The organism is Pseudomonas sp. FP2309 (assembly GCF_030687575.1).
Lineage (GTDB): Bacteria > Pseudomonadota > Gammaproteobacteria > Pseudomonadales > Pseudomonadaceae > Aquipseudomonas.
In genome coordinates this window covers 2,850,650-2,875,795 of record NZ_CP117439.1, presented here as the reverse complement: position 1 = coordinate 2,875,795, position 25,146 = coordinate 2,850,650, and the positions used below count along the sequence as shown (strand labels likewise).

The window sequence follows — 25,146 nt, the reverse complement described above, 5'->3', positions numbered from 1 at the left end:
TCAGTCTTGTTTGTCGGTGTGACCGACGTCTGCCGCTTCATCAGCATCGTTGAGCGGCACTTGCGCATCGTCCATCAACGAGCCGGGGTCTTCGTTGCCCGGATCGTTGAGTTCTTCCTCCATTTCTTTTGACATGAGCGTCTCCTCTAACCGCCTTGGGTGTCGATATCGGCATCGGTGTCAGGCTTGGGCTCGCGCTCAGGCTCGAAGTCTGGACTGTAGTCGTTTTCCGACGCCTTGGGATCACTGCCGGCCTTGGGGTCTTTTGGCGCATCGGCACCGGTGGCCGGTGCTGAATTGCCGCCGTCGATCGCCGGATCGTTGCGGTCACTGACTTGCGGATCGCTTGGGGTGCTCATGGTGCATACCTCTGCTTGGCCTCAGTCCTGTTTTGGCGCTGGCGAACGGCGTGAAGTTCCGCCTGATCGATCATCGGATCGGATTGTCGACCTGGATATAGAACGCATAAATGCCCAGCAGCAGCCAGAAGACCATGAACAGCCACGGCGCGCGCATCGAGAACAGCAGTGACTTGCGATAGCCCTTGTGGGTGGATTCCATTTCGGAAAACAACGGTGACTCGTCATAGGCCATGCCCATCACCGGTTCGCTGCGCAGCAGTTCGCTCTGCTTGTAGTGCCAGTGATCAATGATCTCGTACGCGGCACGGATGCCCGGCCAGGCGTTAAGGGAGCTGAGAATGCCCAGTGCCACCAGAAACACCGGCACTACCAGGGTGAACAGCTTGCCCCATTCCGGGTTGAGGTTGCCCATGCCCGACACGAAGGCAATCACCAGGAATGACTGCGCAGTGAGGTAGGCATCGGTGCGGTTGGCGAGGATCGTGGTTTCGTACTGGATCTCGCGGCGGTAGAAGTCGAGGCGGTCTTTGGGCGAGCCGAAAATCTTCGCGTTGTGTTCGCTGTGGTCGGTGGCGGCCGCTTCCGGGGTGTGAGGGGTGATGATTCTGGGCACGGCGGTGCTCCATAAGGTTACGAACCTCGTTAGAAGAATCGGGCACGGGTGAAGTTCAAGTTTGTTGACGCACCAATCCAGTGCAAGCGGTGCACCGTTCTCGTATCAATAGGACGCCGATTCTCTGTGGCGGGCGGGATCAGGGCTCGCCAGCGGTTACCGGTCTGCCAATAACGGGTTTCGGCACAGGCATTGCTTAACCCATTCATCTGCCCGAATACAGGAACATTCGTTACCCCCCGACCCAGAGCCGACCCTCATAAGAAAGTAAGGACCAGGCCTGCTGGCACCCTCAGCCACAGGCTCATAAAAACATGCGTTTTTTTAAGCGGCAGTGCCACCCAAGCAACCCTGGGCACTGACAAGGTACTGGAATGGCTCGATCTTTCTTTGATGAAATGAATGACGCAAACGGCGTGTGCCGTGCGCACTATCAGGACTTCTCCCGCTGGCTGGCCAACACGCCACCGGAACTGCTGGCCCAGCGTCGCCGCGAAGCCGATTTGCTGTTTCACCGTGCCGGGATCACCTTCACCCTCTATGGCGACGAGCAGGACACCGAGCGTCTGATCCCCTTCGACATCATCCCGCGCAGCATCCCCGCCAGTGAATGGAGCGTGATCGAACGCGGCTGTATCCAGCGGGTCAATGCGTTGAACATGTTCCTCGCCGACATTTACCACGACCAGCGCATCATCAAGGCAGGGATCATTCCCGCCGACCAGGTGCTGGGCAACGAGGGTTATCAGAAGGCCATGGTCGGCCTGGACCTGCACCGCGATATCTATTCGCACATATCCGGCGTCGACCTGGTACGCGACGGCGACGGCACCTACTACGTGCTCGAAGACAACCTGCGCACTCCCAGCGGCGTGAGCTACATGCTCGAAGACCGCAAGATGATGATGCGCCTGTTCCCGGAAGTGTTCGCCAGGCAGCGCATCGCGCCGGTGGACCACTACCCCAACCTGCTGCTCAAGACCCTGAAAAGCTCAAGCCGCCTGGACAACCCCAATGTGGTGGTGCTGACGCCGGGGCGCTTTAACAGTGCATTCTTCGAACACGCGTTCCTCGCCCGGGAAATGGGCGTGGAACTGGTGGAAGGCGCCGACCTGTTCGTGCACGACCTCAAGGTCTTCATGCGCACCACCGACGGGCCCAAGGCCGTCGACGTGATCTACCGCCGCATCGACGACGCCTTCCTCGACCCGCAGGCCTTCAACCCCGACTCGATGCTCGGCGTGCCCGGCCTGGTGGCCGCCTATTGCGCCGGCAACGTGGTGTTGGCCAATGCCATCGGCACCGGCGTGGCCGACGACAAGTCGATCTACCCTTACGTGCCGGAAATGATCCGTTTCTACCTGGACGAAGAGCCGGTGCTGCAAAACGTGCCGACCTTCCAGTGCCGCAAGCCCGATGAGCTGTCCCATGTGCTGGCCCACTTGCCCGAATTGGTGGTCAAGGAAACCCAGGGCTCCGGCGGCTACGGCATGCTGGTGGGCCCGGCCTCGACGGCGGCCGAAATCGAGGACTTCCGTCAACGCATCAAGGCGCGTCCTCACGCCTACATCGCCCAACCGACCCTGAGCCTGTCCACCTGCCCTACCTTCGTCGAAAACGGCATCGCCCCAAGGCATATCGATCTGCGCCCCTTCGTGCTCTCGGGCAAAGAAACCCGTCTGGTGCCCGGCGGCCTCACGCGTGTGGCCTTGCGTGAAGGCTCGTTGATCGTCAACTCGTCGCAAGGCGGTGGAACCAAAGACACCTGGGTGGTGGAGGGCTGAATCATGTTGAGTAGAACCGCCGCAGATCTGTACTGGATGTCCCGCTACCTGGAGCGCGCAGAAAACCTGGCGCGCATGCTGGAAGTCAGTTATTCGCTGTCGCTGATGCCCCAGGCGGGTCACACCGACGGCCTCGACGAACTGGCCATGTCGTTGCTTAGCAGCGGCACCCTGGACAGTTACCTTGAACGCCACCAGACCCTGGACGCCGAACGCATGCTGCACTTCTTCGCCCTCGACGAAGAAAACCCGGCCAGCATCTACAACTGCCTGCGCGCAGCGCGAGGCAATGCCCACGCGGTACGCGGGCGCATCACCGCCGATATGTGGGAAAACCTCAACGCTACCTGGCTGGAAATGCGCAGCATCGCCGCCGGCGGCCTGGCGCGGCATGGCATCAGCCACTTCTGTGACTGGGTCAAGCAGCGTTCGCACCTGTTCCGTGGCGCCACCTCGGGCACCATCATGCGCAATGACGCCTACCGGTTTATCCGTCTGGGGACCTTTGTCGAGCGCGCGGACAACACCCTGCGCCTGCTGGACGCCCGCTATGAAATGTTCGGCGAAGAGTCCGAAGAAGTCAGCGACCTGTCGGCCCGCGGGTATTACCAGTGGAGCGCCCTGCTGCGTGCGTTGTCGTCGTTCGAGGCCTACACCGAGCTGTACCCCAACGCGCTGAATGCGCGCTCGGTGTCGGAATTGCTGCTGTTACGCAGCGACGTGCCGCGCTCGCTGCATGCGTGTATCGAAGAGTTGAGCCATATCCTCGCCGACTTGCCTGGCAGTTATGGACGTTCAGCGCAGCGCCTGGCCGCCGAGTTCGAAGCGCGGCTGCGCTACACCGGCATCGATGAGATTCTGGAGGATGGGCTGCATGCCCGCCTGACGGAGTTCATCGACAACGTGCGCGAGTTGGCGCGGGCGATTCAAAGCTCCTACCTGGAGATGGTCTAAGGTCGCTTCAGAAACTCGAGCAGCCGCTCGTTCACCTGTGCGGCCTGCTCGTTCTGGATCCAGTGGCCGCAGTTGGCCAGGACGTGTTGTTCTAGGTCAGGCACTGACTCCGGCATGCGCTTGAGCGTGTGGGCTTCAAACACCCCGACCGGGTCGCGGTCGCCAATCAGGAACAGCGTCGGCTGCAGCACCTGGCGCCCGGCCAGGTGCTCGGTGCGTTGCCAGTTGCGTTCGAAGTTGCGATACCAGTTCAGCGGCCCGCGAAAGCCGTGTTCGGCGAAGGTCTGCACGTACACGTCCAGGTCCTCCTGGCGGCACCAATGCGGCAATGCGCCGGGGCTGCCAACACCGTCGAGCAACCGCGCATCGGCGGGCTTATGTTGCAGGAACACGTCCTGGTCCTGCATGAACAGCCGTAGCGTGCGTTCGATATCGGCGTTCAATTCCTGCTCGGCCACACCGGGCGTCTGGAAATACAGGATGTAGTTGAAGCGGTCGGCGTACAGCTCACGCATGATGTCGATCACCGGCCGGCGGGCCCGCCCGGCGAACGGCACAGACATGGTCACCAAGCGGCTGACGCGCTCGGGCTCGAGCAACGCCAGGTGCCAGGCCACCACTGCCCCCCAGTCATGCCCGACCATCACCACCTGCGTGTGACCAAAATGGTCCATGGCCTTCTGGATATCGCCGCACAGGGTCAACAGGTCGTAATCGCTGATATCCGCCGGCGCGCCTGATGCGCCATAACCGCGCATTTGCGGGGCAAACACCCGGAACCCGGCCGTGGCCAGGGCGGGCATCTGCTCACGCCAGGAGTACCAGCACTCGGGAAAACCATGCAGCAGCCAGATTGGCTGACCGTGCTCGGGGCCGCAGCTGTGAACGTTCAGGTGAATACCGTTGACGGCGATTGTCTGTTCGGTCAGGGAAGTCATGGGCTTGGCCTGTGTGCTGTTTCGGCCAGGGTGCAAGATTGTGCTTCACGCGGCCAGCAATATTGATGCGGCAAATATCAGCCAACGGCCCACCAGCGTGGCAGCAACTGACGGACCCGTGCCTCGCCAAAGCGGTCATCGATCAACATCACCACGCCCTGATCCTGCTGGCTGCGAATCACCCTGCCCGCCGCCTGCACGACTTTTTGCAGGCCGGGATACAAATAGGTGTAGTCATACCCGGCGCCGAAGATCGCCGCCATGCGCTGCTTCATCTGCTCGTTGACCGGGTTCAGTTGCGGCAGGCCCAACGTGGCGATGAACGCACCGATCAAGCGGGCACCGGGCAGGTCGATGCCTTCGCCGAATGCACCGCCGAGCACGGCAAAGCCGATGCCCTGGCTGTGCTCGGTAAACTGATCGAGAAAAGCCTGGCGCTCGGCCTCGGCCATGCCCCGCGATTGCTGCCACAGCGGCAGGTGCGGATGCCGCTCGGCCAGCAGTTGCGCCACTTGTTGCAAGTAATCGAAACTCGAAAAAAACGCCAGGTAGTTGCCCGGTTGCCGGCTGAACTGCGCGGCAATCAGCTCGACGATCGGCCCCAGCGACGCGTGACGATGCACGTAGCGGGTGGAGATCTCATCAACGATACGCACCGGCAATTGCTCGGCCTTGAACGGCGACTCGACGTCGATCCACGCAGTGTCCGCGGGCAGGCCAAGCAGGTCGGCGTAATAGTGCCGGGGGCTCAATGTGGCGGAAAACAACACGCTGCTGCGGGCGGCAGTCAGCCTGGGACGGATGAACTCGGCGGGCACCACGTTGCGCAGGCACAGGCTGGAACTGCTGCGTTTGCCACTGAGCTGGCGTTTGGTGATGTCGAAAATGAACTGCTCGTTGAACAGCTCGGCCACCTTGGCAAAGTGCAGGGCCTCGAAGTAGAAGGCTTGCAGGTCGCCCGCCAGGGCCTCGGGGCGGTCGTTGAAGTAGTCGCCCATGGCGCTGCTGCACAGGCTCAGGGCCTGCAACAGTTTGTCGGGCCTGCCGGCATAGGCTTGGTACGGCGCGACCTGCTCTTTGTGCAGCGCATTCCACTCACGGTTCAGGCGCTGCAAAGGTTTCTTCAACGGTTCGGGGGCCATGTCGCGCAGGGTTTTGAGGCTGTACTGGTCGAGGCTGGCGCTGTACATCGAGCGTGCGCGCTCGACCAGATTATGGGCTTCGTCCACCAATACGGCGGCGCGCCATTGGTTGAGTTGGGCCAGGCCAAAGAGCATGGCGCCAAAGTCGAAATAGTAGTTGTAGTCGGCAACCACCAGGTCGGCCCAGCGCGCCATTTCCTGGCTCAGGTAGTACGGGCAGACATCATGGGCCAGGGCCACGTCGCGCAGGTTGCGCTGATCAAGCAAGCGAATGTCAGACGCGGCGATCCGCGCGGCGGGCAGACGGTCGTAGAAACCTTTGGCCAAAGGGCAGGAATCGCCGTGACAGGCTTTGTCAGGGTGCTCGCAGGCTTTGTCCCTTGCCACCAATTCCAGCACGCGCAACGGCAGATCGGGGGTGCTGGTCTGCAACACCTGCGCGGCATCCAGCGCGAGCTTTCGGCCAGGCGTCTTGGCGGTAAGGAAAAACACCTTGTCCAGTTGTTGGGGCGCCAGCGCCTTGAGCAACGGGAAGATCGTGCCGATGGTCTTGCCGATACCCGTCGGCGCCTGGGCCATCAGGCAACGCCCGGTGCTCACGGCCTTGTACACCGACTCGGCCAGCGAGCGCTGCCCGGGACGAAAGTCGGCATGGGGGAAGCTCAAGGCTTGCGCCGCCCCGTCGCGGGCTTCGCGGTGCTGCATCTCTTGCCGGGCCCACCCGAGGAACAGCTCACACTGGCGATTGAAGAACGCTTGCAGCTCATCGGCCTGCAAGCGTTGGTTAAGCACGGTCTCACCCTCGCCGACGATATCGAAGTACACCAATGCCAGTTCGATCTCGGCCAGCCCCAGCTTCTGGCACATCAACCAGCCGTACACTTTGACCTGCGCCCAGTGCAGCTGGCGGTGGTTGGCCGGCTGGGCGTCGAGGTCGCCACGGTAGGTTTTGACTTCTTCCAGGCGGTTGGCGTCCGGGTCGTAGCCATCCGCCCTGCCCCGTACGCTGAGCTGCTGGTATTGGCCTTCGAGCGCCACTTCGTGCTGGTAGTGCGCGTTGCGCCGTGACGCCACGGTGCGGTGCCCGACCATGCCTTCCTGGGCGCTGGGCGATGGGGTAAAGCGCAGGTCCAGGTCGCCGACCTTGGCCGTGAACTCACACAGTGCCCGCACGGCCACGCGGTAGCTCAAGCCGCTTGCTCCGCCCAGCGCACGTAGCAGACGGTGACCGGCATCTGGTTTTCACCGCAGAACGCCAGCCAACGCAATTGGTTGTCTTGCAGGCGGTCGCCGGGGCCTTTGACTTCGATCATGCGGTAGCGCTTTTGCGCCGGCCAGAACTGGATCAGGTCGGGCATACCGGTCCGGTTGGCACGGATATCCAGCAACAGTCGCTCAAACCAGTAGCGCAGATGCTCGGCGGGCAAACAGTCCAACGCCTGTTCCAACAGCGCTTCACTCAGCAGGTTCCAGAATACGAACGGCGACTGGATCCCCCATTTCTCTGCATAGCGTTGGCGGATGACCGCTTTGTAGCGGTCATCGCGCAGTTGCTCGAAACACGCGGCGAACAGCGGCGCGCGGCGTTGATGGAAGTCCTCGCTGTGCAGGTCTGCCGGCCCGCGCTGGAACGGGTGAAAGAACGCGCCGGGCAGTGGCGCGAAGATTACGTCCCAGCACAACAGGCCGAAGAGTGAGTTGATCAGGCCGTTTTCGACGTAATGCACCGGCCCATCCGGCTCACTCAGGTGCGCCAGCACGCAATGCTCCACCGACATCAGCGGCTGTGGCAGTACCAGTTCAAGGTCCAGCCGCGTGACTTCACGGGGCTTGAGCGCAGGCAGCCTGGGTTCACCAAGCTTGCGTCGCAGACGCGGGATCACCCGCAGCAGGTGTTGCGCCTCGGCAGCACTTTCCGGCGCCTGTTGTGCCGCGCTTGCCAGCGCCATGGCCTGTGCGTAGTCCTCCTGACGCTCCAGCACGCGGATCAGCCGGGCGCGGGCGCCGGGGTAGGCGCAGGTGCGGTAGATCTGCTCGGCCAGTGCCAGTTCGGCGCTGCGCTCACAGTACTGCCCGAGCTGGAACAGCAATTTTGCGCGGCGTTTTTCCAGCCACGGGTTGTCGGTGTGCAGTGCGGCGACCTGCGCCAGCACCTCTTCAAGGGCCGCGCCGCTTTCGAAGGCTTGCTGGCACTGGTGCAGGAACAGATAACCCTGCACGTCGGCACGCGTGCGCAAACCGCGGGATTCGCTGCAAATGTCGACTTTTTCGTAGGTGTAGATGCCCAGATCCGCCAGCACGAACTCTGACCAGTCCTGATGCAGGTTGCCGAAGAACATCAGGCGCAGGCGGTCGCACAGGTCCATCACGGTAAGGCTGTACAGCGTGTCGCTCAGGTCCGGGCACCAGCTGGCAAAACTGCGCGGCTCACTGAACTGCGCGGCCAACCCTTCGAGCCAGTCGGCCTTCTTGCCTTTGGGTTGGCTGATCCAGGGTGTGAACGCGGCGAGCAGTTCGCCTTTTTGCAGCAAGGCGAACAGTTCTTCAAACGCCAATGGGCACTGCCCATCGACCCAGCCCAAGGCGCGCAACGGCACAGTGGCGGCGTGAGGACAGCCGATTTCCAGGTAATTGAGTTTGGACGCGCGAAAATGCATGCCTTTGCGCATGACCATTCGCACCAATAACGCCTGGGAGGCCTGGGGCAAGCTGTCAAATTGCTGAATGAACTGCGTTTCGTCGGGTGCGAGCAGGTCGGCATAACGTTGCCCCAGCCAATGCAGGACTTGGCGGAAGTTATGCAGGTAATAGAGCGGATCTTCGAGGGTGCTGGCCATGGAGGGGGTCAATCAAATACTGGTTATGCATACAGAGTGCCGTCGTCAGCAGCGTGTTGCAATCGGTAATAGATAAATGGCGCACGCAACTTTTTGTATAAAAGTGATCAGATGGGGGAGTCGATGACGTAACATTTACGGCCCGCAGCCCCGGCGCGGGACTTTTCAAGGTTAAAGGTAAGGGTTATGAACATGAAGAATTTGGGTCTTCCGCTGGTTGCACTCACTTTTCTGCTACTGGGCGGTTGCGCGACGCAAACCGTGGTGACGCTGCAAAATGGCACGCAATATTTGACCAAAGACACGCCCAACGCCAAAACCGCCGATGGCTTCTATGAATTCACCGATATTGCCGGCAAGCGCATACGCGTCAAGGCCGATGATGTGGCGACGGTGCGCAAGGAAGACTGATCTTCAAACGTCAACGCCGATCAAAAGTGCGAGGGAGCATGCTCCCTCGCCACCGCGTTAGCTGATCACAATCCCCTCCCCCGACACACCGCTCACCCCCACCAACGTCACCGAATCCCCACCGAAGCTGATCACCGTGTCCGCGCCCACCCTCTGAATGTGATCACGGATGTCCGCACTGCCTGACACCTGGGTGAACACCAGCTTATCCGTGGGCTGGCAGCCAATGATCCGGTCCTGACCAAACTGCCCGCTGAACACAAAGGTGTTGTGCCCGCTGTTATCACGGATCGTGTCATTGCCCTTGCCGCCCTCGATAAAGTCCGCGCCCTTGCCGCCCTGGATCAGGTCATTGCCGTCGCTGCCAATGATGAAGGTGTTGCCCTGGTGCGGCTCGGCGTTGCGGTTGAGGTCCTGTACCCAGGTGGTGGCGCGGGCCGGGTCGGACAGGTTGGCGACGATGATCGTCGAATCGCGGGTCATCTGCTCATAGAAACCGGATTGCAGGATACGCGTCATGCCGTCGCCATACGCCGTGGGCAAATGGGACACCCACGTCGGCAGTTGGGTGATGGAGAACGGCAGCACATTCCACAACGTCGAGGCGTAATGGTCGTTGAAGCTGACGATATTGTCGGTGGTCGAGCCATGGGGTTTGTCATGCACGCCCAATGACGACCAGTTGAAGGAGGAGCCGTCCAGTGCGCGAAACACCGGATCGTTTTCGTAGCCGATATTAAGCACGTTGTCGCTGCTGCTCTGGGTCGGCGAAGCATAGGCGATGTAATTGGCATCCCGGTAGAACCCGGCCCATTTGCCGCTGCTCAGGTCCGCCAGGCTGTTGACCGCCAACCCGCCCAGGCTATGGCCGCTGACCAGCACATCCTGGCCGCTCAGGCCGCGGGCACTGGCGTAATCGGCGACGTGTTTGAGCAAGGTGCCAAAGGCTTCGCCTGCGTAGTTTTTTGCGTAGTCCCTGGGGCCCAGGGCCGCGAGTACGTCGCTGACCAGGTCGCCAATCGAATCGCTGATCAGGCTTTCCCTGGGGCCCGAGGTGCCGCGAAATCCGATGCCGATTTGCAACAGCTTGCCGGCGTCGTCGTATTTGCCGAGCACCTCAACCTGCGCCGTGGTGTAGCCGGGCTTCTCGCCGAAGAACGTGCCCCTGGCGTCGACCTTGCCGGCATAGCCCAGGGTACTGGCGCTGATGGGCGTCCAACCGGCCTGTTGTACGGCGTCCAGCGCGGCTTTTTCCGCGTCCGGGTTCCAGGGGATGCCGGGAATCACACCCTGAGAGTCGCTGCTGCCGAGCAATGCCCCGACCAACGTGGCCGGCAAGCCCAAGCCCAAGCCGTTGAGCTGGTAGCCCACGGCAAAACCGTTATCCAGGTTGTGATAGGTATACAGCGTGATCGCCATGGCATCGGCGAACAGCGCCTTGGAGCCCTCGGTGCCGAGGTTTTTGTAGTCGAACACACCCATGGTATTGCCTCTCTTTTTGTTGGCGTTATCGAGAAAGCGCTTTAATGCGGTGTCGGACCGAAGGCCTCGTCCACTTTGGCCAGGTCGGTGTCGCGCAGGTTACCGGCGTAGTAATGCAGCTTGGTCCAGGCCATCAGGTAGTCGTAACGGGCCTGGGCCAGGTCGCGACGGGTGCTGTAGAGCTGCTGTTCGGCGTTCAGCGCATCCAGGTTGACCCGCTCGCCGCCGAGAATGCTCTGCCGGGTCGAGACCACCAGCGCTTCGGCCGAGGCGAGGGCCTTCTGGTAGGCGCGCAGCTTGCTCACGCCGGACAGGCAGGCGCTGAACTGGCGGCGCAGTTCAATCAGGGTTTCGCGGGTCTTGCCTTCCAGTTCGTACTCGGCCTGCTCCATGGCGCGGCTGGCCTGGCGGGTGGACGCCGAGATGCCGCCGCCGGCATACAGCGGCAGGCTCACTTCTACGCCGATGGTGTTGGTGTCGTAGCGCTGGTTGTAGGTATTGCCACTGTCAGACTCCTGCTGGCGCGAGCTGGCGTAGGCCGTGACCTTGGGCAGATGCCCGGCGCGGTTGCGCTCCACTTCATAGCGCGCCACTTCCAGGGCCTGGCGCTGGGACGCGAGCGTCGGGTTGCTGCTGATTGCCAGCGCATGCCAGGCGTCGTAGTTGGCCGGGGCCAGGGCGAACGCAGCAAACGCCTGGTTAAGCGGCGCAAGATCCTGAATGTTGACGCTCTGCACGCCAATCAGCGCACCCAGCTCCCTTAGCGAGGCGTCCTGTTCGTCCAGCGCTTCGATCTCTTCGGCGCTGGCCAGCTCATAGCGGGATTCGGCCTCGAGAATATCGGTACGCGTGCCCTCGCCCTGCTGGAACAGGTGCCGGTTTTGCTGGAATTGCCGCTCGAAGGCCTTCTTCTTGGCGCGCGCGATGTCGATCTGGTCCTGGGCAAACAACGCCTGGGTGTAATAGGTGAGCACGCGCACCAGCAGCGCCTGGCTCTTGTCGCGAAAGCTCTCATCGGCAAACAACGCCTGGGCCACGCCCTTGCGGTAGTTGGCGTAGGCCTCGTAGTCGAACAGCGGCTGTTGCAGGCTGAAGGTGGAACCGTAACTGTTGTAGTTGCGGTCGTCGTGGTAATTGCCACCACGGCCGTCGGGCAAGGTGGCCTGTGAGTTGTTACGGCCCTTGTTGTAGTTGTACGACAGCTTAGGCAGCAGGCCGGCCCGACCGATGGTGCGGTTTTCAAGGCCCGCGTCGCGCTCCTTGATGGCGCCGAGGAACACCGGGTCGTTGCGCAAGGCTTGCTCGTACACATCGAACGGGCCCATGACGGCCTCGACGCTGCTGCAGCTCAACAATAAGCACGCGATAAACACCGGTTTCATGTTCATTCCTCGGTCAACGCAGAGCCGGCGCGGTCGAGCAGCGGCTTGAACAGGTAGTTGAGCAGCGAGCGCTCACCGGTGCGCACGAACATCTCGGCGGGCATGCCGGGTTTGATCACCAGGCCGTGAAGTTTCTCCAGGGCAGCTTCACTCACGGTGGTGCGCAACACGTAGTAAGGCGCGCCGGTTTTTTCATCGAGCATCTGGTCGGCGGAAATCAGGCTGACCTCCCCCGGCACTCGTGGCGTGCGGCTCTGGTTGAACGCGGTGAAGAGAATATCCACCGGTAACTGTGTACCGATCTTGTCCACCAGGTGCACCGGCAAGTGCCCTTCCACCTCCAGGCGAGTGCCTTGGGGCACGATTTCCAGCAGGGTCTCACCGGCGCGTACCACGGCGCCTTCGGTGTGCACGCCGAGGTTGACCGCAATGCCATCCGCCGGCGCGTTGATTTCGCTGTGCTGCAGGTCGAACCCGGCCGAGGTGAGTTGCTGCTCAAGGGTCAGGCTGCGCAACTGCGCATCGGCCAATTGGCTGCGCACTTCTTTCTGGTATTCCTCGCTGTGCTGCTGCAACTTGAGGCGCGATTCGAGGATGCCCTGCTCCACCCGGCCGCTTTCGCCGCTGTTCTGCGCCAGGTCCTGTTGCACCTGGGACAACTGGCGTTGATATTCCATCAGGCGATTACGCGGAATATAGCCGTTGTCGGCCAAGGGTTGCAGGTTGCTCAACTGGTCACGCAGCGATTGCGCCTGGGCGGTCAAATCGCTGCGGGCGCGGCGCATGCCGTTGAGCTGCGCCGAGGCGCCTTCGATGTTCGCGCGAATACCGGCCTGCTCTCGGGCAAAGGCTTCGCGACGGCTGCTGAACAGTTGACGCTGGCCTTCCAGCACCAGCGCCAACGCAGGATCGGAGTGGTTGCTCAGTTCAGCGGGAAACGTGATGCTGCCGCGGTTATCCCGCTCGCTCTGCCAGCGTGCCACGCTGGCCCAGGCCATGCGGTATTGGGCTTGCAGCGAGTGCACATCGGCCTGACTCTGGGTCTGGTCGAGCCGGAACAGCGGCTGGCCCTGTTTTACCGACTCGCCTTCACGCACCAGAATGCGGCTGACCACACCAGGACTGAGGGTTTGCACGGCCTTGCGCTTGCCCGACACCACCACCGTGCCCTGCACTGCAATGCCCTGATCCAACGGCGCCAGGCTGGCCCACAGGAAAAACCCACCAGCCCCGACCACCGTCAGCATCCAGCCCATGCGCACAAAAAAACCGGCGTCGCGTCGTTCAACAGTACGGCTGCTCATACACCCGGATTCCTTGCAGTCTGATACTGGCGACTGAAACTGACGCCGGGTTTGTCCTTCGGTGCATCCTGCTGACCGGACAGTGCGCGCAGCACCTCCTGGCTCGGCCCGAACGCCTGCAGGCGCCCTTCATTGAGCACCAGCAATTTGTCGGCCTGGGCCAGCGCCGAGGAGCGATGGGTCACCAGCACCACGCTGCTGCCCTGGGCCTTCATTTGCACGATGGCGCCGGCCAGCGCCGCTTCACCCACGGTGTCGAGGTTGGAATTGGGCTCATCGAGCACGATCAAACGCGGCCCGCCGTACAGCGCACGGGCCAGGGCTACTCGCTGTTTCTGCCCACCGGACAGACCGGTGCCGTTATCCCCCAGTACGGTGTCGTAGCCCTGGGGGAGCCGCAGGATCAGTTCATGCACCCCGGCCTGTTGCGCAGCCTTGACCACCCACGCAGGGTCCGCTTGGCGAAAGCGCGCGATGTTGTCGGCGATGCTGCCGCTGAACAGTTCAATGTCCTGGGGCAAATAGCCGATATGCGGGCCCAGGTCGTCACGGTCCCAGCGATGAATATCCGCAGCGTCCAGGCGCACGGTGCCCGCCAGCGTCGGCCATACACCCACCAACACGCGGGCCAGGGTCGACTTGCCCGAACCCGAGGCCCCCAGCACGCCAAGCACTTCGCCGGCGCCCAGGCTGAAGCTGACCTGATGCAGGGTCGCCATACGCCGCCCCGGCGGGCCTGCACTGACGGTTTCGAAGCTCACCTGGCCTTTGGGCGCCGGCAACGCCATCGGCTCGACCTGCGGCGGGAATTCGCGCAATAAGTCATCCAGGCGCTGATAGGCCAGCTTGGCCGAACTCCATTGCTTCCACACGGCGATCAACTGGTCGATCGGACTGAGCACCCGGCCCATCAGGATGGAACCGGCGATCATCATCCCTGCGGTCATATCGCCGCGAATCACCAGCAGCGCGCCCAGGCCCAGGACCAACGATTGCAGGCATAAACGCAGTGACTTGCTCAAGGAGGTGATCACTGAACCGGTGTCACTGGCGCTGTTCTGCAAGCCCAAAAACTGCGAATGCACGGCAAACCAGCGCTCGCGCAACGCGCCCAGCATGCCCATGGCCTGGATGGTTTCGGCGTTATGCAGATGGCTGGTGGCCAGTTGGGTCGACTGCTGGGAAAACACACCGGCCTCGCCCAGCGGCTTTTTGGTCAGGTATTCGTTGAGGCATGCGAGGCCGATCAGCAGCACAGCGCCCGCAGTGGCCAGCACGCCAAGCCACACATTGAACAGAAAAATCACGAACAGGTAGATCGGAAACCACGGCGCATCAAAAAACGCGAACAGAGCAGGCCCGGTGATGAATTGACGGATATGGGTCAGGTCCCCCAACGATTGCCCGGCATGCCCCTGGCCGCGCTGCAGGTTGCGTTCAAACGCTGCTTTGTACACGCGTAAGTTGAAACGCCGCTCCAACTGGCTGCCGATTCGGATCACGATAAAACTGCGGATCACTTCCAGCAGGCCGATAAAAGCAAAGAAACCGACGACCATCAGCGTCAACATTACCAGGGTGGTTTCGTTCTGGGACGACAACACGCGGTCATACACTTGCAGCATGTAAATCGACGGCACCAGCATCAGCAGGTTAATCAATGCCGTGAAGCAGCCAACACTGATCAAGATGCGCCTGTACTCACCCAGCGCCTTGAATAAAGGCGCGACGACATGGGGCTTGGCCATATGTTTTTATCTTCCTTGAAGCACATTTCGCGCAACAGTTGCCCGCCCTCCTTTATAGAGGTCAGCCAACTAATAAATTTGAGTTATAGGCTTATAGCGATAACTAAGGCATTCGTTTCAATTCAATCACGGCGCCTGACTTAGTGCGGGCCTGATAGCCGCCGTCCTTCTGGCGATTCAAGTGGGCGATGCCGCTGCCCTCAGCGTTGAACAGCCAAATGCCGTCGGGTGTCGGCGACCAGCTCATTGGCCTGTCTCCCAGCCATTGTTCGGCACAGGCGACATCGCCGCCCAGGGCGTTGGCCTGTTCCAGCAGGTCGAGGGCGCACACGTGGTCCTGCTGGTGCAACTGCCAGTGCCCGGCCAATTGGGCGCTGCTGGGTAATACAAGACTGCTCGCCATTGCGTGGGCTCCTGCCGACACGAACATCACCTGCATGACGCAGGCGATCAAACTGAAAAAACGCTGCATCTTTATGCTCGATCCCCTGAGGCGCGGCGCCGAAACGCCGCGCCGGTGTATCAGGCCACGATGTCGCTGACGGCCGCCTGGCCGACGGTGGTGATGAGGAAGTCCGCCGCGCCGTGCCCGGAGAAGTCCACCGCCAAAGTGCCCAGGTTGGTGCCTGCCGCGTAACTCAATACCGCGTCGCCGGCATGCCCGGTGAACGCATTGACGAAGGTCAGGCCGGTCCCTTGGGTGATGCCGCTGAGGTCGATCTTGTCCGAACCGGAGGTAAAGTCAAAGATCTTGTCCGCCGCCCCTGGCTTGGAGTCGGAGCTGGCACCGAACACAAAGGTGTCGCGGCCCGCGCCGCCCCACAGTTGATCGGAACCGCCGCCGCCATAGATCAGGTCGTTACCGGCCCCACCCTTGATGACGTTGGCGGCATTGTTGCCGATGATCAGGTCGTTGCCCGCGCCGCCGAATGCGTTCTCGACCGTCACGCCCTTGGCGATGGACACGTTGCCCACCAGGCCACCCACGTCGGAGAACGCCGTCTCGTTGAGGTTGATCTTCTGGTTTTGGGTGAAGCCGGAGAAGTCCAGGGTGTCGTTGCCGCCACCGTCCCACACCGAGAACACCAGTTTGTCGGCGTTGGAGCTGGCGCTGAGAAAATCACGCCCGGTGTTGGAGTTGAACCCGTAAGTAGTGTCGCCGGCGCGGGTGTTGTAGTTGGCGCCGTAGAGCTTCTGAATCGCGGCGATATCGTCGATCAGCGGGCCGGACGCATAGGCTTCGACCCCGCCTTTGCTGAAGTTCTGGTTGGTGTTGCTCTCACTCCAGTAACTCATGAGGCTGTAGCCGCGCGTGTCCTGTCCATAGGTCGCGTCGTTGTAGTTGGGCGCGCCTTCGCCGGCGTTGTAGTCGCCGGGGTGAGCCAGACCCAGGGTGTGGCCGATTTCGTGGGTCAGGGTCTGCCGGCCATAATTGTTCAGGTCCGGGGTCTTGTTCGGCGTGTAGCTGTTGTTGGTCAGGTACCACGAGGTGCCGTCGTAGCCCGCGCCGGTGCCGGGCAGGTAGGCGAAGGCCGCTGCGCCGTCCTGGCCGCTGCTGTAATTGCCGAAGGTCATATGGCCGTCACCGCCGGTGGCTTTCTCGGCGAAGGTGACCTTGGCCACGTCCGCCCAAGACTGCATGGCCAGTACGGCCTGTGCCTTCTGCTGCGCGCTGAACTGGCTGAAGCCCGAAATGCCATGTTTGTTCAAGGTGCTCGAGGACGCCGAGGTCAGGAACGTGTAGGTCAGGTCGATCTTGCCGTTGCCGTCAGAGTCCCGGTACGCGGCGCCATCGCGCAGCAGTTGGGTGGCTGCCTGGTCGACGGTGTAGGAGGGTTTGCCATTGATCGTGAGGTTGCCGCCACGGTCATACAAATGGCTGAAGCTATCGATTTGCGAGTAAGCGGTGCTGGCTTGCGCCGCCGACACGATAGCCTTGTCTTTTACTTTTGACATAAACGTACTTCCTTGTTTGCAAGTGCATCAGTCTTTGTTCGATAGGAACCCCGCGGGCGAGATCGTCCTATCACTCGCCTCTTTTGAAGGCGTAAGAAAACTGACACAACTTGAAATCTTTCGTCCACCTCTATTTCCAGCATAGAAAACACCGCTTCGGTAAGCAGTGTAAGTTTGCGCCGTATTCATTGGCCGGCTTTGAGTTTGTCCGACAAAAAACCATCGCCACGTATTTAAATATTAAATAGCACTAACGCCACTCAACTTAGGTGCCGCCACTAATAAATGGATCCAATATATTGACAGGGTGTCAATGGCGACATTAAACAGCCATTACTTCAACTAACGGTTAGCGCTGCACTATTGACTCAGTGGACATATTCTGGAAAACCCCTGAGTGCCCTGCGTGTTTTGTGAAGGTGCAAATGTGTGGTGAGCGAGTTTGCCCGGTCACCACGGAAAACCACCCTCCCATGCCCACATGCGCGCTTTGCGCCCAGGTCAACGGCCCATGCGAATGGTGTTCCAGATCCGCGTGCGAATCCGGTCGATGCTCAGGGGCATCGCTTCCAAGGCGAACAATTTGCCCATCATGGCCTCGCTTGGGTAGATCTTGGTGTCCGACTTGATCTGGGGCTCGACCAGGCTATCGGCCGCGCTGTTGCCGTTGGCGTAGTGCACGGCGTTGGTGATGTCCGCCATCACTTGGGGCTCGAGCAAATAGTTCATGAACGCATAACCGGCCTTTTCATCCGGGGCGTCGGCGGGCATGGCGACCATGTCGAACCAGATAGCGGCGCCTTCCTTGGGAATCTGATAACCAATCTTCACGCCATTGTTGGCTTCCTTGGCGCGGCTTTCGGCTTGCAGCACGTCGCCGGAGAAGCCGACGGCGACGCAGATATCGCCATTGGCCAGGTCGCCCGTGTATTTCGACGAATGGAAGTACGCCACATACGGCCGCACTTTCATCAGCAGCGCCTCGGCTTTTTTGTAGTCCTCCGGGTTTTTACTGTGGGGCGGCAAGCCCAGGTAATTGAGGGCGATCGGCAGCAGCTCCGGGCCGTTGTCGAGGATGGCCACCCCGCATTTGCTGAGTTTTTCCATGTACTCGGGCTTGAAGATCAGGTCCCAGGAGTCCACCGGGGCGTTGTCCCCCAGCACGGCCTTGACCTTGTCGATGTTGTAGCCGATGCCGGTGCTGCCCCACAGGTACGGAAAGCCGTGGGCGTTGCCCGGATCGTTGTTTTCCAGGGCCTTGAGCAGTACCGGGTTGAGGTTCTTCCAGTTAGGTAACTGGCGTTTGTCGAGCTTCTTCAACGCGCCGCCCTGGATCTGCCGGGCCATGAAATGGTTGGACGGAAACACCACGTCGTACCCGGAGTTGCCGGTCATCAGCTTGCCATCGAGGGTTTCGTTGCTGTCATACACGTCGTAGCTGAAGCCGATCCCGGTCTGCTTCTGGAAGTTCTTCGTGGTATCGGGCGCAATGTAGCTGGACCAGTTGTAGATTTTCACCGTCTCGGCGGCCTGGCTGATAGAGGCCAACAACATCAAGGGCAACAGGGCAATGGCTTTCATGGTTCGATTTCCTGGCGGTTTTAGGGCTGTTTTTATGGCAGGCGATCAAGGATCAAAGCGTTACAGAATCAGGACATAGGTCTTGCGCACGGTTTCCTGGATATCCCAGATGCCCGTGCTGTTGGCCGGCAACATCAGTGCATCGCCGGCTTGTATGTGAATGACTTCACCGTTGTCGGGGGTGAAGGTGCAGCGGCCCTGGATAAAGTGGCAAAACTCCTGGGATTTAATCTGTCGACGCCAGCGGCCTGGGGTGCAGGCCCAGATGCCGGTCTCGACGCCGTCGCTGCGTTCAACGCTCAAGGTCGAGGCCACGGCGATCGGCTCGCCCAGGGGCACGGCCACTGGCGACGCGTCGGGTAAATCGGTGTTCAGCGTGTCTTTGAAGTGCGTAATGCTCATGGGCGATTCCCGTGTGAATGAAGCAGTTCAGTGCATGAAACCTTCCATGAATCCGGCCACCCCGGTCGCCAGTTTGCGGCGCCAGGGCGCGGTGTTGGGGTTGGCTAATACCTGGTCTTCATGGACGAAGCTGCGAATGATCGCGTTGTAGCCCAGCCAGCGGCAGGGTTCGGGTTCCCAGGTTTTGAGCGCGTCCAGGCCTCTGTCGCGAATGACCCAGGGCTGCCGAGTCAGCGGCGTATCACGCCCCAGGATCAGGTCGGCCAGGGTGCGGCCACCGAGGTTGGTAGCCCCCACGCCCTCCCCGCCATAGCCTCCGGACAACGCGATGCAGTTATTGCGGTCGCAAAGCATGTGCGGTCGGAAATGGCGTGACATGCCGAGGTTGCCGCCCCACGAATGGGTAATCCGCACGTTCTTCAGCTGTGGGAACAGTTCACCGAACAGGTAGCGACGCAGCTCCACTTCGCTGTCGGTCAAATCGAAGTTATGGCGCAATTTGCCGGCGAACTGATACCCGCCGCGGGCACCGAACACCAGGCGGTTATCCGCCGTGCGCTGGCCATAGGTGACCTGGCGACTGCTTTCGCCAAAAGCCTGGCCATTGCGCAGGCCGATCTCGTCCCAGGTGCCGGCTGGCAGCGGCTCGGTGGCGACGATCAGGCTTTGCACCGGCAACTGGTAACGGCCCAGGGGCGGCAAGGTGTTGGCGTAGCCTTCGACCGCTGGCACAACCCATGACGCGCGCACGCTGGCTTTCGCCGTGCGCAGACTGCCGGATTGCCACTGCGTGACGGGGCTGTTCTCATAAATCTTCACGCCCATGCGCTCCACCAACCGCGCCAGGCCGCGCACCAGCTTGGCCGGGTGGATCGTGGCAACGTGGGGTGCATAGATACCGCCATAGGGCCGGGCGATGCGGATCTGTTCGGCCAATTGCTGCGGGCTCAGCCAGCGGTAGTCGGCTTCGGTGAGGCCCTGAGCGTAGAGTTTGTGCAGGTAGCCGCGCAGGCTGGTTTCCTGCTCGGGGTAGCGCGCGGCGCAGTACAGCGCACCGCCCTTGCGGTAGTCGCAATCGATGCCTTCACGGGCCAGCACCTGTGCCACTTCATCAGGAATGCCGTGGAGCAAATTGAATGAGGCGCGGCGCTGTTCAGGGGCCAGGCCGGCCAACAGACGGTCTTCGCCCAGCAGGTTGCCCATCAGCCAGCCGCCGTTGCGACCGGATGCGCCGAACCCCGCGGTTTGCGCTTCGATGATTGCGACAGTCAGTTCGGGCGCCTGGCGCTTGAGGTAGTAAGCCGTCCACAGCCCGGTGTACCCGGCGCCGATGATGGCCACGTTGACGTCCAGGTCATGCTCAAGGGATGGCCGCGCCAGCAGCGGGTCGTCCAGTTGGTCCATCCATAAACTGATGTTGCGCCATGCCGGCATGCCAAGCTCCCCTACCTCGTGTGGATAGGGCTGATGCTAGGGCTTGGGGTCAGGGGCTGTCTTGCGCGCGTGCACGCAGGGAAATTTGTTTGACGTAGGCCTTGGGCGACTGGCCGGTGTGCTGGCGGAACGCACTGTAGAACGCCGACAACGAATTGAAGCCGGCCGCGAAGGCCAAGTCGTCGACTTTGATCGGCGGCGTGGCGTGCTCCAGTGCGGTCAATAAATGCTGGAGTCGCGCCTGGTTGACGTAACGGTAGAAGCTTTGTCCCAGCACTTGGTTGAGCAGGTAAGAAATCTGATTGCGGCTGTAGCCGCATTCCCTGGCGACCCGCTGCAGGTCCAGCTCAGGGTCCAGGTAGGGTTGTTTGTGGACAAAGTACTGTTGCAGGTCATTGGCCATATGCCCCAATTGCTGGGGCGACAGGCCCAGGCGGCTGACCGTTGGGCGCAGCGCCTGGGTGGCTTGTTCATGGACCAGCGAGGCGTATTCATTGACCCGCCAGATCAGCCCGTCGCGCACGGTGATGGCTTCGCTGGTGCGAAACGACACCAACCCGCGGCCGCCCCGCAAGGTGATGCGGTACTGGATAAACGCCGTGTCACCATCGGCACGAATGCGGTCAGTGTGCTCAATCGCTTCGTCGGCCTCGCGGGGCATGCTCGCTTGCAGATATTCGCGCAGTTCGGCGTAACCGATGACACGGTTCTGGAAAAAGTCGTGGTATTGGATATCCGGGTGGTAGTAAGCCATTACTCCGTCCAGATCGCGGTGGCGCCAACACAGGTGGTGGCGCAACACCAGCTCGCCCGTGGCGTGGGTGTGCTGGCGGTCCTCGTTTGGGGCGATGTCGGGCATGGAAGGCTCGGCTGCAAGTAAACCGTGGAGACTGCCGAAATTCAGCGTTGCCTTCAATGGTGGTGCACATCTTCGGACTAGTGGCGATTTGCCCAGTTATCGGTAGGACGTGACCCACATCAATCTAATGGAAAACAACCGCTGAACGGACCGAAAAAACCCACCTCGCGCTTGCGAACGAATGCTATTTTAAAATTCGTCGGCCATGACCAGTGACGGTAATGGCCCCTGCCGCGAGCTAAAGGAAGCGCTCAATGAACAAGGTGGGCAACATGAACAAAGTGACGTTCCCCAACGCCTGCCAGCTGATGCGCTGGCATTTTCATCCGATGGGCTTCGAGGCCAGCATGGACGCGCCGGGCAGTATGATCGCCCGCCTGTTCGACCGGGCCAGCGGCGAAACCCTGATTGCCATTGCCGGGATCCCCTGTGCCACCGTGATGAACGCCACCGACGTGGAGCGCATCATCGAAGCGGTGGAGGATGAGCTGGCGTCCTTTGTGCCGCCGCTGTCATTGCGCGCCTGACGCCTGCGCCCTTAGCCGCGCTGGTCGTCAAAGAACGCCTTCTTGCCGTCGACTCGCTCCGAGGCTTTCGGCACATTCACCGCCTGGCCCTCGGGCTTTTCCACATACCAATAGCAATGGCTGACGGCCCGGGTGATCCCGACATAGGCCAGGCGCAGCACCTCATCCTTTTGCGCGCAGTCATACGGTTCACTGTCGCCTTCCTTGCCCAGACCCGCCATGCGGTAAACCTGGTTCTTGTAGGGCGAGCTGGTCACGTGCTGGCAGTCCCCCAGTAGAAAGACCGCATCGGCCTGCAGCCCCTTGGCACTGTGATAAGTCAGTTGCCGAAGCCTGCGCGCGGCAGGCGCCAAGCTGGAATCAGCATTAATTGCGGCCTGAATATGTTCTTGAATCAATAGTTTATCGCTGCTTTTTCGATACAGCATTAACACCGAATCACCCTTTTGATAATGCGCCAGCAATTGGCGCCCCAGAGCGGCGTCGTCGCGCTCAAGCACCTTGACGGGCTCCAGCGCCTTGGGCGTGCCACAGGCCTTGGCTTTTTTGCCGGGGATCGCCGGCGCGGCGCGCACGATATGTTCGGCCGCGTCGATGATGTGCTGGTGACTGCGGTAGTTCTCGCCCAGCATCACGCGGGTGGTGCTCGGCGATGGGAACTCCTGATTGAACGCCATGAAGTATTTGGGCGAACTGCCCCGCCAGCCGTAGATCGATTGCCAGTCGTCACCTACGCACAGCAGCGATGAGCGCTGTGCGCCGCGCCCGACGTGCATCGCCGGGCCACGGCTGCGGATTTCACGCAGGCTGGCGCGGATCCACGAAACGATCTGCGGCGACACGTCCTGGAACTCATCGATCATCAAGTGCGACAACGGTCGCAGTAATGAATCGCTGAGCAGCTTGAGGTTTTCCGGGGTGTTTTCGCCAAACAGCGAGAACATGCGGTTGTAGGTCATGATCGGCGGCGACTGGTCGAGCAAGTGGTCTTCCAGGGCCTTCCAGAAAATGCTCAGGGCCTCGAAGAAGTACCGGTCGGGATCGTCCTTGGCAAAGCTCATTCGGCTGACAGCGCTGGGCACATCCAGCCCGAGATTTTCGATAAAACCGGCCGCAGTGACAAAACTGTCCAGCAGCGGCGCGCCAGCCAGCTCACCTTTGACCTTGTAATCAAACCCGGGCCCGGCACTGGCATCGCCAGCCAAGCTGCTCAGAACGCGCTTTGATGATTCATAATTATCAAGCCATATCAGCGGTTTGCGACAGAAAGCTTGAAACAGGGTGCGCTTTACCGCCCATTCGGCGCGCACCGACAGTTTGGCATTTGGCCGGCTCAGTTGCGGGTTTTCCCGCGGATCGAAGCCCAGCACCACCCATGCGTCCAGCGCAGCTATATAGCCGTGGCAGTGAAACAGCGCGCCATTGATCTCCACCGTCTGGCGGTTGGGCTCAATGCCTTTGATCGGCCAGGCCCCGGCACGAAACCACAGGTCCTCGATCACATCGCACAGCTCTTCATCGCGCTTGGCCGCCAGCTCAGTGACCGCCACGCGCTTTTGCACGTCCGGGTGGTCGCGCTCCAGTTCTTTGAGCTGCAGGCCATGGCGCGCCAGCGGCGTGATCAGCTCACGAAAGCGTGCGTGCTGGCCATGCAGCCGGTGATAACAAGCATTCAGGTGCTGGCGCTGGGCGTCGTTGATGCGCAGGTCGAAGGGATTGCTGTCGGCCTCCTCGAACCCTGAACTCAGGTTCTCGAACGCCTGCAGACGCTCAAAGCCCGGCAGGCTGCGCACCATCGGCAAAATGCGTGAATGGAAGGTACGCACGATGGCCTGGGCTTCTTTGATGCCAATGGGTTGGCCCCACAGGCTGAGGATTTGCATAAGCTTGCTGATGAAATCTTTACGTGACTCACGGGTGAAGGTCACCACGGTCATCGAGCTCAACTCAAAGCCCAGGTAATGGGTGAGCAGCAAAATACGCAGAACCAGAGAGGTGGATTTACCAGCCCCGGCCCCGGCAATAACCGAGGTCGATGGCGTATCGCTGAAGATCATCTTCCATTGCGCGGCACTGGGCTGCGCGTGGGCCGGCAGTAAGCGCGCCACATCAGCCTTCATGCGCTTTTTCAGATCGGCGGTCAGAGGCAGCCGCCAATCGTCGAACAGGCTGTCGTCGACACCGGGTGCAGGATGCTCATCGGGACGAAAGTCGCGAATCAACAGGACCTGGCGACCCTCTTCCAGGCCATCAGCCTTGCCTTCACGGTAACCGTACTCCACGCCCGCCTCGTGGCCGCTGCGAAAACCGTCGGCCTGCCCGTGCAACCAGGAAAACCGATGCTGCGCACGCAGACGGGTCAGGCCGTGGCCGAACAGGCGGGCGGCGAGTCGTTTCAACAGCGGCATGTCGGCGAGCGGGCGCAGTTCGGGGGGCAGATCAAGCTTGTGTTGCGGCACGCGGACTCCTGCGATGGGCTGAGTTTTGACAAGTGCGCCATGGTCGCCGGAATCGCGGCTCAGTTCCAGCCAATTGCTGTAGCGTCATGCAGTTAGGCGATGAAGTGAAAGTCAAAACGCCGCTAAACAATCTATTTAGCTGATAGGAATCAGGCATTTTTTACGCTTTTTATCGATGAAGTGCTGGTGGAAGATGAACGCTATCAACAGGAGGCAATCATGCTTGAACTTCGACCTTTCACCGGCTTGGGCGGCGCCCATCATGGCTGGCTTGACGCTCATCACCATTTCTCGTTCGCCGAGTACCACGACCCCAAGCGCATGCACTGGGGCAACCTGCGGGTGTGGAACGACGATATCATTGCGCCGGGCACCGGCTTTCCACAGCACTCACACCGCGATATGGAAATCATCACCTACGTGCGCGAAGGCGCCATCAGCCATGCCGACAACCTTGGCAACAAGGGGCGGACTGAAGCGGGTGATGTGCAGGTCATGAGCGCAGGCACCGGGATCGCCCACAGCGAATACAACCTGGAAGCCACGCCGACCAAGATTTTCCAGATCTGGATTATCCCGAACGAAGCCGGGCTGCCGCCTTCATGGGGCGCCAAGCCGTTTCCCAAGGGCGAGCGCGAGGGGTTCGTGACGTTGGCCAGCGGCAAAAACGGTGACAGCGAGAGCCTGCGCATCCGTGCCGATGCACGCTTGGTGGCGGCCAACTTGAAAGCCGGAGAAAGCGCTGAATACCGCCTGGACAGTGGGCGCCGCGCGTATCTGGTGCCGGCCACGGGGCTGATTGAAGTCAATGGTTTGCGCGCGCAGGCGCGGGATGGTGTTGCGGTTGAGGATGAGCAGGTGTTGCGGGTGACTGCGATCGAGGACAGCGAAATCGTACTGGTCGATCTGGCCTGATCAGATGCCAGGTGGACCCTCACGAAGGTGGCGGGTGTGTCCGCCACCTTCGTTTC

22 protein-coding genes are annotated in these 25,146 nt (G+C 61.0%); 5 read left to right on the top strand and 17 right to left on the bottom strand.

Features of this window, described 5'->3' with window-relative positions:
* From PSH59_RS13085 to PSH59_RS13075, 3 genes are all read right to left on the bottom strand, one after another.
* Positions 1–135, bottom strand: coding sequence for a hypothetical protein (locus PSH59_RS13085; protein ID WP_282445891.1), 135 nt, complete (start codon positions 133–135; stop codon positions 1–3).
* Positions 136–146: 11 nt separating this feature from the next.
* The gene (locus PSH59_RS13080; RefSeq protein WP_305392839.1) at positions 147–359 is read right to left on the bottom strand and encodes a hypothetical protein; all 213 of its coding nucleotides are present in this window, start codon (positions 357–359) and stop codon (positions 147–149) included.
* A gap of 70 nt (positions 360–429) precedes the next feature.
* On the bottom strand, positions 430–975 hold the full coding sequence (locus tag PSH59_RS13075; RefSeq protein WP_248079191.1) for a hypothetical protein: 546 nt from the start codon (positions 973–975) through the stop codon (positions 430–432).
* A gap of 374 nt (positions 976–1,349) precedes the next feature.
* Here PSH59_RS13075 and PSH59_RS13070 point away from each other — a divergent pair, with 374 nt between their 5' ends.
* Entirely contained in the window at positions 1,350–2,759 is a 1,410-nt protein-coding gene (locus tag PSH59_RS13070; RefSeq protein WP_248079189.1) for a circularly permuted type 2 ATP-grasp protein, read from the top strand.
* Positions 2,760–2,762: 3 nt separating this feature from the next.
* Positions 2,763–3,713 (top strand): alpha-E domain-containing protein, encoded by a 951-nt coding sequence (locus PSH59_RS13065; RefSeq protein ID WP_248079187.1) that lies wholly within the window; start codon positions 2,763–2,765, stop codon positions 3,711–3,713.
* Here the strand turns inward: PSH59_RS13065 and PSH59_RS13060 are convergent.
* The 3 genes from PSH59_RS13060 to PSH59_RS13050 all read right to left on the bottom strand — a co-directional run bounded on the left by PSH59_RS13060 (position 3,710) and on the right by PSH59_RS13050 (position 8,630).
* Positions 3,710–4,651: an alpha/beta fold hydrolase gene (locus tag PSH59_RS13060; RefSeq protein WP_248079185.1), complete on the bottom strand. Its 942-nt coding sequence runs from the start codon at positions 4,649–4,651 to the stop codon at positions 3,710–3,712. The genes PSH59_RS13065 and PSH59_RS13060 overlap by 4 nt on opposite strands.
* Before the next feature lie 77 nt (positions 4,652–4,728).
* A complete protein-coding gene (locus tag PSH59_RS13055; protein ID WP_305392838.1) occupies positions 4,729–6,984 on the bottom strand; it encodes an ATP-dependent DNA helicase in 2,256 nt (751 codons plus the stop codon).
* Positions 6,981–8,630 (bottom strand): VRR-NUC domain-containing protein, encoded by a 1,650-nt coding sequence (locus PSH59_RS13050; RefSeq protein ID WP_305392837.1) that lies wholly within the window; start codon positions 8,628–8,630, stop codon positions 6,981–6,983. Before PSH59_RS13050 ends, PSH59_RS13055 begins: the two co-directional genes overlap by 4 nt.
* 186 nt (positions 8,631–8,816) lie before the next feature.
* Here PSH59_RS13050 and PSH59_RS13045 point away from each other — a divergent pair, with 186 nt between their 5' ends.
* Complete coding sequence (locus tag PSH59_RS13045) at positions 8,817–9,041, top strand: YgdI/YgdR family lipoprotein (protein ID WP_305392836.1); 225 nt, start codon at positions 8,817–8,819, stop codon at positions 9,039–9,041.
* Positions 9,042–9,098: 57 nt separating this feature from the next.
* Here PSH59_RS13045 and PSH59_RS13040 read toward each other — a convergent pair whose 3' ends face one another.
* From PSH59_RS13040 to PSH59_RS12995, 10 genes are all read right to left on the bottom strand, one after another.
* The gene (locus tag PSH59_RS13040) at positions 9,099–10,523 is read right to left on the bottom strand and encodes a lipase (protein ID WP_305392835.1); all 1,425 of its coding nucleotides are present in this window, start codon (positions 10,521–10,523) and stop codon (positions 9,099–9,101) included.
* Positions 10,524–10,564: 41 nt separating this feature from the next.
* Entirely contained in the window at positions 10,565–11,905 is a 1,341-nt protein-coding gene (locus PSH59_RS13035; protein ID WP_305392834.1) for a TolC family outer membrane protein, read from the bottom strand.
* 2 nt (positions 11,906–11,907) lie between these two features.
* Positions 11,908–13,209, bottom strand: a complete 1,302-nt coding sequence (locus PSH59_RS13030) for an HlyD family type I secretion periplasmic adaptor subunit (protein ID WP_305392833.1) — start codon at positions 13,207–13,209, stop codon at positions 11,908–11,910.
* Entirely contained in the window at positions 13,206–14,957 is a 1,752-nt protein-coding gene (locus PSH59_RS13025) for a type I secretion system permease/ATPase (RefSeq protein WP_305392832.1), read from the bottom strand. Before PSH59_RS13025 ends, PSH59_RS13030 begins: the two co-directional genes overlap by 4 nt.
* 103 nt (positions 14,958–15,060) lie before the next feature.
* A complete protein-coding gene (locus tag PSH59_RS13020) occupies positions 15,061–15,429 on the bottom strand; it encodes a protease inhibitor Inh/omp19 family protein (RefSeq protein ID WP_305392831.1) in 369 nt (122 codons plus the stop codon).
* A 50-nt stretch (positions 15,430–15,479) separates the two neighbouring features.
* The gene (locus PSH59_RS13015) at positions 15,480–16,913 is read right to left on the bottom strand and encodes a serralysin family metalloprotease (protein WP_305392830.1); all 1,434 of its coding nucleotides are present in this window, start codon (positions 16,911–16,913) and stop codon (positions 15,480–15,482) included.
* Between the two features lie 501 nt (positions 16,914–17,414).
* A complete protein-coding gene (locus PSH59_RS13010; RefSeq protein ID WP_248079161.1) occupies positions 17,415–18,494 on the bottom strand; it encodes a polyamine ABC transporter substrate-binding protein in 1,080 nt (359 codons plus the stop codon).
* Between the two features lie 60 nt (positions 18,495–18,554).
* Complete coding sequence (locus PSH59_RS13005; protein ID WP_305392829.1) at positions 18,555–18,896, bottom strand: cupin domain-containing protein; 342 nt, start codon at positions 18,894–18,896, stop codon at positions 18,555–18,557.
* 27 nt (positions 18,897–18,923) lie between these two features.
* Positions 18,924–20,330, bottom strand: coding sequence for an FAD-binding oxidoreductase (locus PSH59_RS13000; RefSeq protein ID WP_305392828.1), 1,407 nt, complete (start codon positions 20,328–20,330; stop codon positions 18,924–18,926).
* A 49-nt stretch (positions 20,331–20,379) separates the two neighbouring features.
* Complete coding sequence (locus tag PSH59_RS12995; RefSeq protein ID WP_305392827.1) at positions 20,380–21,189, bottom strand: AraC family transcriptional regulator; 810 nt, start codon at positions 21,187–21,189, stop codon at positions 20,380–20,382.
* A 254-nt stretch (positions 21,190–21,443) separates the two neighbouring features.
* On the opposite strand from PSH59_RS12995, the gene PSH59_RS12990 reads away from it, so the two are divergent.
* The gene (locus tag PSH59_RS12990) at positions 21,444–21,716 is read left to right on the top strand and encodes a DUF1652 domain-containing protein (protein WP_248079151.1); all 273 of its coding nucleotides are present in this window, start codon (positions 21,444–21,446) and stop codon (positions 21,714–21,716) included.
* A gap of 11 nt (positions 21,717–21,727) precedes the next feature.
* On the opposite strand, the gene PSH59_RS12985 is transcribed toward PSH59_RS12990, so the two are convergent.
* Entirely contained in the window at positions 21,728–24,175 is a 2,448-nt protein-coding gene (locus tag PSH59_RS12985; protein WP_305392826.1) for a UvrD-helicase domain-containing protein, read from the bottom strand.
* Positions 24,176–24,394: 219 nt separating this feature from the next.
* On the opposite strand from PSH59_RS12985, the gene PSH59_RS12980 reads away from it, so the two are divergent.
* Positions 24,395–25,090, top strand: a complete 696-nt coding sequence (locus PSH59_RS12980) for a pirin family protein (RefSeq protein ID WP_305392825.1) — start codon at positions 24,395–24,397, stop codon at positions 25,088–25,090.
* The last annotated feature ends 56 nt before the right edge of the window (positions 25,091–25,146 follow it).

Excerpts from the sequence above, each read along its gene's own strand:
- PSH59_RS12980 (WP_305392825.1), top strand. The coding sequence starts at position 24,395 with ATGCTTGAACTTCGACCTTTCACCGGCTTGGGCGGCGCCCATCATGGC.
- PSH59_RS13050 (WP_305392837.1), bottom strand. The coding sequence starts at position 8,630 with ATGGCCAGCACCCTCGAAGATCCGCTCTATTACCTGCATAACTTCCGC.
- PSH59_RS12995 (WP_305392827.1), bottom strand. The coding sequence starts at position 21,189 with ATGCCCGACATCGCCCCAAACGAGGACCGCCAGCACACCCACGCCACG.
- PSH59_RS13060 (WP_248079185.1), bottom strand. The coding sequence starts at position 4,651 with ATGACTTCCCTGACCGAACAGACAATCGCCGTCAACGGTATTCACCTG.
- PSH59_RS13025 (WP_305392832.1), bottom strand. The coding sequence starts at position 14,957 with ATGGCCAAGCCCCATGTCGTCGCGCCTTTATTCAAGGCGCTGGGTGAG.
- PSH59_RS13000 (WP_305392828.1), bottom strand. The coding sequence starts at position 20,330 with ATGCCGGCATGGCGCAACATCAGTTTATGGATGGACCAACTGGACGAC.
- PSH59_RS13010 (WP_248079161.1), bottom strand. The coding sequence starts at position 18,494 with ATGAAAGCCATTGCCCTGTTGCCCTTGATGTTGTTGGCCTCTATCAGC.
- PSH59_RS13085 (WP_282445891.1), bottom strand. The coding sequence starts at position 135 with ATGTCAAAAGAAATGGAGGAAGAACTCAACGATCCGGGCAACGAAGAC.
- PSH59_RS13070 (WP_248079189.1), top strand. The coding sequence starts at position 1,350 with ATGGCTCGATCTTTCTTTGATGAAATGAATGACGCAAACGGCGTGTGC.
- PSH59_RS12990 (WP_248079151.1), top strand. The coding sequence starts at position 21,444 with ATGAACAAGGTGGGCAACATGAACAAAGTGACGTTCCCCAACGCCTGC.
- PSH59_RS13005 (WP_305392829.1), bottom strand. The coding sequence starts at position 18,896 with ATGAGCATTACGCACTTCAAAGACACGCTGAACACCGATTTACCCGAC.
- PSH59_RS13015 (WP_305392830.1), bottom strand. The coding sequence starts at position 16,913 with ATGTCAAAAGTAAAAGACAAGGCTATCGTGTCGGCGGCGCAAGCCAGC.
- PSH59_RS13035 (WP_305392834.1), bottom strand. The coding sequence starts at position 11,905 with ATGAAACCGGTGTTTATCGCGTGCTTATTGTTGAGCTGCAGCAGCGTC.
- PSH59_RS13040 (WP_305392835.1), bottom strand. The coding sequence starts at position 10,523 with ATGGGTGTGTTCGACTACAAAAACCTCGGCACCGAGGGCTCCAAGGCG.
- PSH59_RS13080 (WP_305392839.1), bottom strand. The coding sequence starts at position 359 with ATGAGCACCCCAAGCGATCCGCAAGTCAGTGACCGCAACGATCCGGCG.
- PSH59_RS13030 (WP_305392833.1), bottom strand. The coding sequence starts at position 13,209 with ATGAGCAGCCGTACTGTTGAACGACGCGACGCCGGTTTTTTTGTGCGC.
- PSH59_RS13065 (WP_248079187.1), top strand. The coding sequence starts at position 2,763 with ATGTTGAGTAGAACCGCCGCAGATCTGTACTGGATGTCCCGCTACCTG.
- PSH59_RS13020 (WP_305392831.1), bottom strand. The coding sequence starts at position 15,429 with ATGCAGCGTTTTTTCAGTTTGATCGCCTGCGTCATGCAGGTGATGTTC.
- PSH59_RS13045 (WP_305392836.1), top strand. The coding sequence starts at position 8,817 with ATGAACATGAAGAATTTGGGTCTTCCGCTGGTTGCACTCACTTTTCTG.